General features: G+C 65.9%; 9 protein-coding genes. 3 read left to right on the forward strand and 6 right to left on the reverse strand.

Going from position 1 to position 13562, the window contains the following annotated elements:
- Window positions 1–6: 6 nt before the first annotated feature.
- The gene (locus OIT41_RS07980; protein ID WP_241708331.1) at window positions 7–1554 is read left to right on the forward strand and encodes a serine/threonine-protein kinase; all 1548 of its coding nucleotides are present in this window, start codon (window positions 7–9) and stop codon (window positions 1552–1554) included.
- A gap of 4 nt (window positions 1555–1558) precedes the next feature.
- Here the strand turns inward: OIT41_RS07980 and OIT41_RS07985 are convergent, their stop codons facing one another.
- The gene (locus OIT41_RS07985; RefSeq protein WP_241708330.1) at window positions 1559–2458 is read right to left on the reverse strand and encodes a TIGR01777 family oxidoreductase; all 900 of its coding nucleotides are present in this window, start codon (window positions 2456–2458) and stop codon (window positions 1559–1561) included.
- An 83-nt stretch (window positions 2459–2541) separates the two neighbouring features.
- Here OIT41_RS07985 and OIT41_RS07990 point away from each other — a divergent pair, with 83 nt between their 5' ends.
- On the forward strand, window positions 2542–6096 hold the full coding sequence (locus tag OIT41_RS07990; RefSeq protein ID WP_241708329.1) for a S41 family peptidase: 3555 nt from the start codon (window positions 2542–2544) through the stop codon (window positions 6094–6096).
- Between the two features lie 76 nt (window positions 6097–6172).
- On the opposite strand, the gene OIT41_RS07995 is transcribed toward OIT41_RS07990, so the two are convergent.
- From OIT41_RS07995 to OIT41_RS08015, 5 genes are all read right to left on the reverse strand, one after another.
- Complete coding sequence (locus tag OIT41_RS07995; protein ID WP_078105540.1) at window positions 6173–6601, reverse strand: OsmC family protein; 429 nt, start codon at window positions 6599–6601, stop codon at window positions 6173–6175.
- A gap of 197 nt (window positions 6602–6798) precedes the next feature.
- A complete protein-coding gene (locus OIT41_RS08000) occupies window positions 6799–7170 on the reverse strand; it encodes a hypothetical protein (RefSeq protein WP_078105539.1) in 372 nt (123 codons plus the stop codon).
- A 125-nt stretch (window positions 7171–7295) separates the two neighbouring features.
- The gene (sucB, locus tag OIT41_RS08005) at window positions 7296–9038 is read right to left on the reverse strand and encodes a 2-oxoglutarate dehydrogenase, E2 component, dihydrolipoamide succinyltransferase (protein WP_241708328.1); all 1743 of its coding nucleotides are present in this window, start codon (window positions 9036–9038) and stop codon (window positions 7296–7298) included.
- A 107-nt stretch (window positions 9039–9145) separates the two neighbouring features.
- Entirely contained in the window at window positions 9146–10528 is a 1383-nt protein-coding gene (lpdA, locus tag OIT41_RS08010; RefSeq protein ID WP_078105532.1) for a dihydrolipoyl dehydrogenase, read from the reverse strand.
- Window positions 10529–10764: 236 nt separating this feature from the next.
- Window positions 10765–12282, reverse strand: coding sequence for a leucyl aminopeptidase (locus OIT41_RS08015; RefSeq protein ID WP_241708327.1), 1518 nt, complete (start codon window positions 12280–12282; stop codon window positions 10765–10767).
- A gap of 318 nt (window positions 12283–12600) precedes the next feature.
- Between OIT41_RS08015 and OIT41_RS08020 the strand changes: the two genes are divergently transcribed.
- Window positions 12601–13539 (forward strand): proteasome assembly chaperone family protein, encoded by a 939-nt coding sequence (locus OIT41_RS08020; RefSeq protein ID WP_241708326.1) that lies wholly within the window; start codon window positions 12601–12603, stop codon window positions 13537–13539.
- The last annotated feature ends 23 nt before the right edge of the window (window positions 13540–13562 follow it).

The following is a 13562-nucleotide window of genomic DNA, read 5'->3' on the forward strand; positions in this document are numbered from 1 at the left end:
GGCCCCGTGATCCCGGGTTTTGTTCCGGTCCGCGAGTTGGGGTCTGGCGGCAGCGCCACGGTGTGGCTGGCAACGGAGCTGCGGTCAGGGAGCAATTTCGCCGTGAAATGCCTTGGCCGGAAACCGGAGGCGTCGGCTCCAGGCGCGGCGACCTCATCCATGCTCCGCGAGGTGCGGCTCCTGTCCCGGCTGGACCACGATCACCTCGTCAAGGTCCGCGGCGTCGTTGAGCTGGCAGGATCCTTCGCCGGCGGCGTGGGCGTGGTCATGGATTACGCCCCCGGGGGATCCCTCGGTCAGTTGGTGTCCAGCAGGGGGCGTCTTGGCGTGGGCGAGACGGTGACTATCCTGACGCCCCTCGCGCAGGCCTTGGCTTATCTGCACGGCCAAGGCATGACGCATTCCGATATTTCCCCCGGGAACGTGCTGTTCACCGCCCAAGGGAAGCCGCTGCTTTCGGACTTGGGCATCTCCCGCGTCGTGGGTGACGCTCTAGGGGTCCCGGACTCGGGAACTCCGGGCTTCGTGGCCCCCGATCCGGTTGTCCGGGGGAGCGCGGAACTCCAACCGCAACGCGATACGTACGCCCTCGCCGCCCTTGGCTGGTATTGCCTCACCGGTTCCGCTCCCGACACGGCGGCCCGCCGGCCGCCCCTGACATTACTGGTGCCCGCGGTCCCCACCGCCCTGGCCGTTGCCATCGAGGCCGGCCTCCATCCCGACGGGCAGCAGCGGCCTTCCGCCGCCGATTTGGGTGTTGCCGTCTACAGGAGCGCCGCGCCGGAAGCCGTGGACCTTTCCGCCTCGGTACATGCGACGGTTGTCCCTGAACTGACGACCCGGCGTCGTACTCCCGATCCCCGCTCAAGGCGCGCCCGTATCGCGGCGCTTTTCAGCCGCCACCGTTCGCCGGCGGCAGGCCGGGCGCGACGGCGGGCTGTCGTGCGGGTTTCCGTACGACGGCGGGTGGCGTCCATTGTGCTCGTCCTCGGGATAGCCGCGGGCGCCGGAGCAGTGACCGTGCTGTGGGCCGGCACAGCCTGGCGGGCTGGCGACCTGGGGCCGGGGGCCGGGCCGCCGGCTTCCGCTTCGACTCCTGAGGCCGTGCTCGACAAAGTCCCGTCGGCGGCGGAACTTCCTGCGGCGGCGCGGGAACAGATCCGATCACCACATCCCGAGGAAGCCATCAGGGGACTGTCGGCGATCCGGGACATGGCGCTACGTTCGGGGAAGTTCGAGCTGCTGGAACACGTCAACGTGCAGGGCTCGGTGGCTGCGGCTTCGGACGGAAAGCTCAGGGACGGGTTGATCGATGCAGGCGTAGTTCTCGCGGGCTTTTCCACGACCTTGACTAGCGTGAATGTGGAGGGACCTTCCAGCCTGGACCGGGCAACTGTTGCCGTCACAGTGGAAACCTCCGCCTATGAAGAACGGGACGCTTCGGGGAATGTTGTCCTCTCGCGTCCCCCCGGCAAACCACAAGAGCTCCGGGTGGTTCTCCTGCGTGGCGGGGACGCGTGGAGGATCACGGAGATCCTGGCCGGGCAGGCGTAGGCGGTCACTTGCCGCCGCTTGCCACCCACCGGGCGGCGTCCGCCAGCGCGGGATGCTGCCAGGCAAAGCCCGAGTCCATCAGCCGCGCCGGTTCCATGCGCTGGTTGGCCAGCACAAGTTCCTCTGCCAGATGGCTGCCGAGGGCGAGGCGCAGGGCCGGGGCGGGCACCCGGAGGAACGCCGGCCGGTGCAGGGCAGCCGCCAGTTGCGCAACGATGGCGTTGACGTCGGCGCTTTCCGGGGCGCACACGTTGACGGGACCTTCGAGGGAGGAATCGAGCAGGTATTCGAAAGCGGAAACCTCATCCACCAGGGAAATCCAGGGCCAGTACTGCCGACCGTTTCCCAAAGGTCCGCCCAAGCCGATCTTCAACAACGGAAGGAGTGGCCCCAGCGCTCCGCCGTCCGGGCTGAGGACGACGCCCGTACGCGGCGTCACCACTCGTACGCCGGCAGGTGCCGTGCGGGCGGCGGCTTCCCAATCGACGCACAGGGTGGCCAGCATGCCCTTGCCTGGCCCCGTGTCCTCCCGGAGCAGGCCGGGCCGGGACGAGCCGTAGTATCCCGATGCGGACTGGCTCAGAAACGTTCCGGGCGGAGTTCCCAGCCGTGCCATCGCCGTCGTGAGTGTTGTTGTTGTCCGCAGGCGTGAGTCGATAATCTCGCGCACGCGTGCTTTGGTCCAGCGGCGCTCCCCGATACCCGCCCCGGAAAGGTTGACCACTGCGTCTGCGCCGTCGAGCACCGCCTCATCCAGTTGCCCCGTGGCCGGATCCCAATATGCCTCGCCTGTTCCCGCAGGCGCACGCCGGACCAACCGGACGACGTCGTGCCCGCTGCCGAGAAGACGCGCGCAGAGGGCGGTTCCGATGAATCCTGAAGCACCCGATATCACGATTCGCATGCCTCATCACATCATGGCAAGCATCACTTCGGCACTACGGCAGGCCTCAAAGGGCTCGCTTCTCCTTTGACTATGATCGAACAATGACCTCCTCCAGCTACTTCCGTTTCCCGCATTTGCATGGTGATTTGATCACTTTCGTGGCCGAAGACGACGTTTGGATCGCGCCCGTGGCCGGAGGCCGCGCGTGGCGGATTTCGGCCCAGCAGCTCCCTGCACGCAATCCCCGGTTCACCCCGGACGGAAAGCGGCTCGTCTGGACGACGATCGTCGGGGCCGCTCCCGAGGTGGTGACCGCGAATGTCGACGGCGGCGGGTACCGGCAGTTGAGCTACTTCGGTCACGGCACCACCCGCGTCAAGGGATTCACCTCCACGGGTGACGTCGTGGTCACCTCGGCCTTCGAACAGGCCGAGGGACGGCACACGCATGCCTACGCCTTGCCGCTCGACGGCGGCCCCGCCGTCGAGCTTCCGTTCGGCCCCGTCGAATCGGTGGCTTTCGGCCCGGAAGTGGGGGACGAGCGGCCCGTTGTCCTTTCCAGCGTGCTCTCCCGCGAACCCGCATGGTGGAAGCGGTACCGTGGCGGCACCGCCGGAAAACTGTGGATCGACGCCGACGGGAACGGCGAGTTCGCCCGCTTGGTGCCCGAGCTCAACGGGAACCTCGCGGACCCGTTGTGGGTAGGCGGACGCATCGCTTTCCTTTCGGACCACGAGGGTTACGGAAACCTCTATTCAGTACAGCCGGACGGCTCGGACCTGCGCCGGCACACCGATCACGAGGACTTCTACGTCCGGCACGCGGCGAGCGACGGCAAGCGGGTCATCTTCGAATCGGCGGGCGAGTTGTGGATCCTGCCGACGCTTGAGGCCGAGGCCGAGGCGGTACGGCTGGACATCAGTTTGGGTTCGGCATCCCAGACACGCCGGCCGGCACCCCTCAAAGTTGCCGCCCACGTGGGCGACGTCGTCCCCAACGCAGCCGGCTCGGCCAGCGCTGTGGAATCCCACGGAACCATCCACTGGCTGCGCCACAAAGACGGACCGTCCCGGGTGGTCGAAGCGACTCCCGGCGTGCGGGCAAGGCTTCCCCGGCCTCTCGTCGACGGTCGTATCGCCTATGTAGCGGACCACGACGGCGTCGACTCCCTGTACATCAAGAGGATCGCGCCGCGTTTTTCGCAGCCAGCCGTCGAAACACCAGTCCAGGACCCCGTACCGGCGAGCCCTGAGGCTGAAGAAGCCGGGGCCGGACAATTGCCCCGCCCCGTCTCGGCGTCGGCGATCACGGGTCAGCCCGCGGCGTCCGGAGTCCGGGAGCCGGAACTGCACGCGGAGCCCGGGGCTGTTTCCGCGGGCGCCGCCGCCGCGTCGGCGGACCCCGCGGGTGCCCCCGTTGGCGCCACACGTAGCGGAGCCGAAGATGCACAGAGCGATCTCCTGAGGATCGATTTCCCCAGGGCAGCCCGTCCCAGCGCCCTCGAAGCCAGTCCCGATGGCCGGTGGCTTGCCGTAGGTACTGCGTTCGGGGACGTCTACCTGGCCGACACCGCGAGCGGCGCCCTGTCGCTGCTTGTCAGCGTGGGGGATGGAAGCATCGACGGCCTCGCATGGTCGCCGGACTCCCAATGGATTGCATGGTCCGAACCTGTGACGTCCTTCGGTTCGCGGAGCAAGCTGCGCATGGCAAACACCGCCAACGCGCAGGACATCGTGGAGGTCACCGACGGCCGCTTCTGCGACGAATCGCCCGCCTTCACTCCCGACGGCAAATTCCTGGCGTTCCTGTCGAACCGCAGCTTTGATCCCGTCTACGACGGCCACGCCTTTGATTTGTCCTTCCCCAGCCCCATCAAGCCGTACCTCGTGGCACTCGCTGCAGCCACTCCGTCTCCCTTCGGCCCGGTAGTGGACCTGCTGGACGAAGATGGAGCGGACGCCCTCCGCGACGGGAAGAACGACGCGGCGGACGGCGCGAAAGACGATACCGGGAATGGTGCCGGGACTGTCACGGTCCGCGTGGACCGTGAGGGGCTGCCGCTGCGCGTCATCGGCGTACCTGTACCGCAGGGCAACTACTCGGCGCTTTCGGCCTCCAGCGGAGCATTGTTGTGGCTAGACACCCCGCTTTCAGGTGTCACGGGAGACGGCCGTGGCAAGGTGCAGGACAAGGCACCCGCCCCGGCCTTGGTCCGTTACGACCTTACGAAGCTGAAGCAAGTCACGCTTGCGTCCGAGGTCGAGCGCTACCGGCTGTCCGGAGACGGCCGGAAACTGGTCTTCGTCAACGACAAGCAGGTCATCGCCGTCCCGTCCGACGCCAAGGCCGAGGAAGAATCCGGAGACCTTGTCAAGGTTGAGCTGAACCGGATCCGGGTGGTCATGGACCCGTTGGCTGTATGGGGACAGGCATTCGACGAAGCATGGCGGCTGCAGCGGGACTTCTTCTGGACCGAAGACATGGCCGGCCAGGACTGGGATACGGTGCATGCACGGTACCGTCCCGTCGTCGAACGCCTGGGCTCGCACGACGACCTGGTGGACCTGTTGTGGGAACTGCACGGCGAGCTCGGCACGTCACATGCCTACGTGCGTCCGGCAGCGGTGTGCGAACCCGGGAGCAATGGACAAGGCAGGCTCGGTGCCGACCTCAATCTCACGGAAGATGGTTGGGAGATCACACGCATCCTCGCGGGCGACTCCTCCGACCCCCTGGCCAACTCGCCGCTGACCCGGCCGGGCGCCGACGCGAAGGTAGGCGACGTTGTCCTGGCGATCGACGGCGTCGGGCTCTCCGAGGACCGTACTCCGGCCAAACAACTGGTGGGCGCCGCGGGCCGGACCGTGGAACTGACCCTCCTCAACGGAGGCGGGCACGGTGAGGCGGCAGGCCGGCAGCGGCGGATCGCCGTTGTTCCGGTGAAGGACGAGGAACGCCTGCGGTACCAGGAATGGGTGCACGCCAACCGGCGCACGGTGCGCGAGGCCTCGGACGGAAAGTTCGGCTATCTGCATGTCCCGGACATGATGGCCAATGGTTGGGCGCAGCTCCACCGCGATCTCGACACCGAGACCGCGCTGGACGGGTTGATTGTCGACGTGCGGCGCAACCGCGGCGGCCATACCTCGCAGCTCGTGGCCGAACTGATCGGCCGCAAGGTCACCGGCTGGAGCATGCCGCGCGGCGAAAAGCCGCGAACCTACCCCCAGCACGCCCCGCGCGGACCGGTCATTATCCTCGCAGACGAATTCGCCGGCTCCGACGGCGACATCATCACGCAGGTGTCCAAACTTCGGGGCATCGGACCGGTCATCGGCACCCGGACCTGGGGCGGCGTCGTGGGCATCGACAACCGTTTCTCCCTGGCAGACGGCACCGGCGTGACCCAGCCGCGCTATGCGACATGGTTCTCGGGCGGCATCGGCTGGAGCGTGGAGAACTTCGGTGTTGAGCCTGACATCGAGGTGGTGTTCCCGCCCCACGCTTATGCGGCTGGCACCGATCCCCAGCTGGAGTACGGGATCGGCGCACTCAAGGAAATGGTCCAGGAACTACCCACGGACCGGCCACCGCTGCGCGAAGGCTACCGCAAGCTCCGCCCGGCTGCGTTGCCCGCGAGGCCGCAACAAGGCTAGCTTGAGGCCCGCAAGACGAAGTCCCCGCCCTTCCGGAAGGAAAGGCGGGGACTTCGCTGCTTGGGACGGGTTGCCGCTAGGACGCGAGCGTGGCATCCAGCGTGATCGGGGTTGCCCGGAGTGCCTGGGAGACCGGGCAGTTGAGCTTGGCGTCTTCGGCGAGGCGCTGGAATTCTTCTTCGGAAACGCCGGGGATGCGTGCGCTCACGGTCAGGTGGATGCCCGTGATGCCTTCGCCGGGCTGGAAGGTGACGTCGGCCTTGGTGTTGACCTCTTCCGGCGTGAAGCCTGCGCCTGCGACGCCGTTGCTGAACGCCATCGAGAAGCATGCCGAGTGTGCGGCGGCAATGAGCTCTTCGGGGCTGGTCTTGCCCTCTGCGGACTCCGCGCGGGCCTTCCAGGTGACGTTGAAGGTCCCGAGTCCGGAGCTGTCCAGCGTGGTGTTGCCTGCGCCTTCGATCAGGTTGCCGTTCCATACGGTGTGTGCGGTGCGTGTTGTAGCCATGTCCACTCCTCAGCCTCGTTGCGAATTGGCATCCGGATGCCGGATGCCGCCGGGATCAATCCTAGGGATTCGACGGCGGCGGCGCACCGCTTGTCCGCTCTCAGAGGATTGTGACTGGCCCGGTTTAAGCGGCAACGGCCGCCCGGACGGAAGGTCCGGGCGGCCGCGAAGTTTGCTTGAGTCAGCAGCTATACGGATCACTGCCAGATCGTGGCGATGGCGATGTTGAGCAATGCCAGGCCGCCGACGCCGTGGGCCAAACCTGTGGAGACTGGTTCGCCCTTCTTGACCTTGCGGGCACCAATGACGGCCATCACGGCAACTGCGAGGCCGATGGCGAACTTGATGCCGAGCTTGAAATAGTTGGGATCGCCGAATTCGGCCGGATCTTGATTGTGGAGCACGGGCAGGAGACCCATCATGGCAATACCGGTGATCAGCTGCACGAAGGCGCCGTCCCGCTGGCGCGGGTGGACGGTCGGCTGCTTCAAGGTGGCGATCCAGTAGCCCACGATCATGGCTGCGCCGACGATGTGCAAGAACAGCAGGACGTTGAAGAGGATAGTCATGGCTCCAGCTTAGCCAGAATCTTCTACGAGCCGTAGCAAAGCCACGGAACAATGTCCGGGAGTGAAAAACGGGAAGGTCCCGGCGGTTTCCCGCCGGAACCTTCCCGTCGTCGTGATGGCTGTTATCAGAGGCCCAGGTCGGCTTCGAAGGAACCTTCCTCAAGGCGGGCCTTGAGGGTCTGCAGGAAGCGGCCCGCGTCGGCACCGTCAACCAGGCGGTGATCGTACGTCAGCGACAGGTACATCATGGAGCGGACGGCGATCGAGTCATCGCCGTTCTCGTCGGCAACCACGACCGGGCGCTTGACGATGGCGCCGGTGCCCAGGATGCCCACCTGCGGCTGGTTGATGATCGGCGTGTCGAACAGTGCGCCAACGGAACCGATGTTGGTGATGCTGAAGGTACCGCCGGACAGCTCGTCCGGACCGATCTTCCCCTGGCGGGTACGGCCGGCGACGTCGGCGATCTTGCCGGCCAGGCCGGCAAGGTTCAGGTTGCCGGCGTCGGAAATAACCGGGACCAGGAGGCCCTTGTCGGTGTCCACCGCAATCGCGAGGTGTTCCGCGTTGTGGTAGGTGATTTCCTGCTTGCCCTCGTCGTATGCCGCGTTCAGCTTGGGGTGCTGCTTCAGTGCTTCGGCTACGGCCTTGGCGATGAACGGCAGGAAGGTCAGCTTGACGCCGTTCTGGGCTTCGAAGGAGCCCTTGGCCTTGAGGCGGAGCTTGGCGATCTTTGTCATGTCGACCTCGTGCACCTGCGTCAGCTGCGTTGAGGTTTCGAGGGACTCGCGCATGCGGCGGGCGATGACCTGGCGGATGCGGGGAGCCTTCTCCACGGTCCCGCGGAGCGAGGATGCCGCGACAGGGGCGGCAGCAGGCTTGGCGGGGGCTGCCTGGGCTGCCGGGGCGGGGGCGGCGGCTGCTGCCTTCTTGGCATCGGCCGCGGCGAGCACGTCCTGCTTCCGGATACGGCCGCCGACGCCGGTGCCCGTCACGGTGGTGATGTCGACACCGCTCTGATTGGCGAGCTTGCGGACGAGGGGGGTGACGTAGCCGGATTCGCTTGAAGACGCTGCCGGAGCGGAAACAGGTGCCGGAGCTGCGGGAGCGGCCGCCGGTGCTGCGGGTGCGGGAGCTGCCGGTGCGGGAGCTGCCGGTGCCGGTACGGATTCAACGACGGGTGCTGCTGCGGCGGGAGCCGGTGCTGCTGCTGGTGCCGGTGCCGCCGCGGCGGGGGCGCCGGAGCCGATGACTGCAAGAACGGAGCCGACCTCGGCCGTGTCGTCCTCGTTGACGCGGATCTCGAGCAAGGTGCCTGCCACGGGGGAGGGGATCTCGGTGTCGACCTTGTCGGTGGAGACCTCGAGGAGCGGTTCGTCCACTTCCACGGTGTCGCCGACGGCCTTGAGCCAGCGGGTGACGGTGCCTTCGGTGACGCTTTCGCCCAAGGCGGGGAGGGTCACGTCGTGGCCCGAGGCTTCACCGGACGGTGCTGCAGGGGCAGCTGCAGGAGCGGGGGCTTCCTCGGCTGCGGGAGCCGGTGCTGTTTCAGGGGCCGGTGCTGCTTCAGGTGCGGGGGCTGCCGGTGCTTCTTCCGAAGGCGCGGCTGCAGGCGCTGCAGCGCCGTTGCTGCCGCTGCCGATCCGAACCAGGGGAGCGCCGACTTCGGCGGTCTCGTCTTCAGCTACGAGGATTTCTTCGATGATGCCGGCAATAGGAGACGGGATTTCGGTGTCTACTTTGTCGGTGGAAACTTCGAGCAGGGGCTCGTCGACTTCCACTCGGTCACCAACCTGCTTGAGCCAGCGAGTGACGGTGCCTTCGGTGACGCTTTCACCAAGGGCGGGCAAGTTAACGGATTCAGACATGTCGTCCCCGTTCTCCTTATTGATCTTTAGTGCGGATGAGTGTTGCCTGCTGGGGTCCTGCGCCCGCAGTTCGTGCGGGCGCAGGACCGGGTGTCTTGCGTAAAGACTTAGCCGTGGAGCGGCTTTCCTGCCAGCGCGAGGTGGACTTCGCCCATGGCCTCGTTCTGCGTCGGGTGTGCGTGGATGAACTGGGCAACGTCCTCAGGGTGTGCTTCCCAGTTGACGATGAGCTGTGCTTCGCCGATCTGTTCGCCCATGCGGGAACCGATCATGTGGATACCGACCACCGGGCCGTCTTTCTGGCGGACCACCTTGACGATGCCGCCCGTGCCCAGGATGGAGCTCTTGCCGTTGCCTGCCAGGTTGTATTCCTGGGTCTGGACCTGGTCCTCGCCGAACTTCTCTTTGGCACCCTTTTCGGTGTACCCAACGGTGGCGATTTCCGGCTCGCAGTAGGTGACCTTCGGGATGTTCACGTCTTCGACGACTACCGGGTTGAGGCCGGCGATCTCTTCGGCGACGAAGATGCCTTGCTGGTACCCGCGGTGCGCCAGCTGGACGCCAGGGACGATGTCGCCGACGGCATAGACGTTGCCAACGCCGGTGTGCAGGCGTTCGTTGGTGATGACGAAGCCGCGGTCGATGGTGACGCCTGCTTCTTCGTAGCCGAGGTTGGCGGTGACGGGGCCACGGCCAACGGCAACCAGGAGGAGATCGGCTTCGAAGGTCTGGCCGTCCACCAGCGTGACCTTCACGCCATTGTCGTCCTGCTCGACGCCCTGGAAGAAGACGCCGGTGCTGAACTTGATGCCGCGCTTCTTGAAGGCGCGCTCAAGGTTCTTGACGATGGCGGTGTCTTCGTTGGGAACGAGGGAGGGGAGGCCTTCAACGATCGTGACGTCGACGCCGAAGGACTTCCACACGGAAGCGAACTCGACGCCGATGACGCCGCCGCCGAGGACGATGACGCTCTTGGGGATGTAGTCCATGGTCAGCGCTTCATCGGAGGTGATGACGCGGCCGCCGATTTCCAGGCCGGGCAAGGAACGGGAGTAGGAACCCGTGGCCAGGACGATGTTCTTGCCCTTGTAGGCGGTGCCGTCTACGACGACGGTGTCGGTGCCCTGCAGCTTTCCTTCGCCTTCGATGACCGTGATGCCCTTGGACTTGATGAGTCCCTGCAGGCCCTTGAACTTACCGGCGACGATTCCGTCCTTGTAGGCGTTCACGGCCGTGATGTCGATGCTGTCCAACGTGACGTTGACGCCGTACTTGGCGGAGTCCCGTGCGTGGTCGGCCAGTTCCGCCGAGTGCAGCAGGGCCTTGGTGGGGATACACCCGTTGTGCAGGCAGGTGCCGCCGAGCTTTCCCTTCTCGACGAGGCCAACGGTGAAACCAAGCTGAACGGCACGCAGAGCCGTGGCGTAGCCGCCGCTGCCGCCACCGAGTACCAGGATGTCGAATTCTTGCGCAGTTGCCTGATCGGCCACTAGGACGCTCCCTCGCGTGAGCGATGACACGCGACTACGCGTCATCTGGTCTTGGAACTTGTACTGCCGCGATTATGCCAGCACCGAAGTTCTCTTGCATTTGTGACTACCGTGGTTCACCTTAGCGAACCACTTATCCATGCTCCACCCTGCCGAGGCTTTTGTGGGGCGCTTGTGGCCAGACTCACGTCGGGCCGTGGGGCCGGTCATCAACCGGCCCCACTTGGGGGACCTGCCTAGGCCGCCAGCACGTCTTCGACGTAGGCGAGCAGCGTCCTGACGGTGCAGCCGGTGCCTTGCTTGGGCGTGTAGCCGTAGGGGCTGCCGTTGTTGAAGGACGGCCCGGCGATGTCGACGTGTGCCCATGGGATCTGCTTGCCCTCGGCGTCCTTGCCGACGAACTCGCGCAGGAACACGGCCGCGGTCATCATCCCGCCGTGGCGTTCGCCGATGTTGGCGATGTCAGCCACCTGCGACTCGAGGCTGGCCCGCAGTTCTTCCGGCAGCGGCATCGGCCAGACGAGTTCTCCGGCGCGGTCTGCCGCGGACTTGAGGGCGGCCGTGACGGCGTCGGAACCCATGACACCGGCGGTGCGGTTGCCGAGGGCGATCAGCTGGGCGCCCGTCAGGGTCGCGACGTCGATGATGGCGTCGGGCTGTTCGAGGCTGGCCGCGACGATTCCGTCCGCCATGACGAGGCGTCCCTCGGCGTCGGTGTTGAGGACCTCGACCGTCTTGCCGCCGTACACGGTGAGGACGTCCGCCGGGCGCTGTGCAGCACCTGAGGGCATGTTCTCCGCGATGCAGAGCCACGCGGTCACCTTGACGGGCAACCCGAGTCCCGCGACCGCAAGGACAGTGTTAAGTACGACGGCGGCGCCCGCCATGTCGCTCTTCATGTCGCCCATGCCGAGGGCCGGCTTGATGGAAATCCCGCCCGTGTCAAAGGTGATGCCCTTGCCGACAAGCGCGATCTTCTTGGTGGCCTTGGCCGGGGCATACTCAACCTTGACGAGGCGGGGCTGGCGGGTCGAACCCTTTCCGACGCCCAGGATTCCGCCGAAGCCGTCCTTTTCGAGGCGCTTTTCGTCCCAAACGGTGACCTTGACGGGCAGTCCCTTGGACAGTTCCTTGGCAGCTTCGGCAAAGGACTCCGGGTAAAGGTGGCTCGGAGGCTCGTTCACCAAGGTGCGGGTGTTGTTGACCGCGCGTCCGACGAGCAACGCCCGATCGAGCGCGGGCTGGACGTCCTTGCCGTCGAACGCCGTGTGGATCAGGACCTTGCCGACTGGATCCTTGAGGCCGTCCTTGCTGGAACGGTGCTCCGTGTAGGAGTAGGAACCCAGCACGGCGCCCTCGGCGACTGCCGCGACGTCGGCGAGGGACGCCGTCGGGAGGGCAAGCGTGACGGATGACAAGCCGGCCAGTTGGCGGACTGCGGATCCTGCAGCCCGGCGCAGGGTTTCCTCGGCGAGAAGGGCGTGGTCGGCGACCTTGCCGACACCTGCCAGGACGAGGACGCCCGAACCGGTCTCCGGAAGACCCGGCAGACGGTGTACCTGATCGGCTGCTCCCGTGATGCCGAGGAGGCCCAATGAAGCCGCGAGGGTCTCCGCGGCCTTCGCCCCCAGCGGGTTGCCGAGCAGTACCGGCCCGTCTTCCCCCTGCCCGACGGCTATCACGAGTGCGTCGCTGGGCGACTTCTTCAGGTCCTTGGCAATAGTGCCAAGGGTGATGTCTGTAGTCTTCACCACGAGGATTTGTCCTCATCTCTCTCTGCATGGCTTGGCCGGGCTGCATGTTAGGCGCCCGGCCCTGGTACCCGTCGGTTGTCCGCTTGTGACAACGTCGGTGGTTGCTTGGGTCCGCACACGGCGGCACGTCTCGATCGTAGTCTGTCTGCCGCGCGGGAAAGCAATTAAATGAGAGTTGCGGCACATTGGCCGACAGGAATGCGCGGCCGCTCCGGGGCGTTGTACCAATACATGGAGCGTGGCCGGCCGCCGAAGCGTCTGCTGCGGCGTGCAGCCGCCTGCTCCTCCAAGAATTTGAAACTGCGAAAGGAACATGCCGTGTTTGAACGGATTTCCGGCTCACTCCTTGACCCCGAGTCGCTCTACGCGAGCAACATCGAGCTCTTCCACAGCCCGGATACGAGGGGCCTCAACATGCTGATGGGCTTCACGGGTTTCGCGGATGCCGGCCACGTGGTCCAGCAGATCAACCGGGAACTGCTGGATACGCTCGACGCCGAAACGGTAGCCGTGTTCGACGCCGACCAGCTCATCGACTACCGCACGCGGCGCCCCCACATCAGCTTCGTCGAAGACCACCTGGAGGACTACAAGGCCCCCCAGCTGGCGCTTTACAAGCTGAACGACGGGCTGGGCGAGCCGTTCCTGCTGCTTGCCGGTTTTGAACCGGACCTCCAGTGGGAGCGTTTCGCGCGCGCCGTCGTCGGGATCGTGGAAAAGCTGGACGTCAACCTGGTGACCTGGATCCATTCCATTCCCATGCCGGTTCCACACACCCGGCCGGTCGGCGTCACGGTGCACGGGAACCGCCCGGAACTCATCGAAGGCATTTCCACGTGGAAGCCGACTGTCGAGGTTCCTTCGGCCATTGGCCACATCCTGGAATTGCGGCTGAGCGAGGCCGGGCGGAAAGTGGCCGGGTACGTCATCCACGTGCCGCACTACCTCGCGGATGCCGAGTACCCGCCTGCAGCGGTTGCGGGACTCGAGTACCTGGGAGCTGCCACGTCCCTCATGCTGCCGACGGACCGCCTTCGCGAAGCCGGCAGGGAAGTGGGCAGGCAGATCGCCGAACAAGTGGAAGCATCCGAGGACGTCCAGCAGGTGGTTTCGAAGCTGGAGTCCCGCTATGACGACAAGGCGGAGGGCACGGTCCGCCGTTCCCTGCTCGCCGACGAGAACGACGAACTCCCCAACGCCGAGGACCTGGGAGCGGCGGTTGAGGCGTATCTCGCACGTAAAGATGCGCGCCCATAAAGCAGCTTTAATGCCGCCCCGGG

It is taken from the genome of Arthrobacter sp. YA7-1 (genome assembly GCF_025960325.1).
Taxonomy (GTDB): domain Bacteria; phylum Actinomycetota; class Actinomycetes; order Actinomycetales; family Micrococcaceae; genus Arthrobacter; species Arthrobacter bambusae_A.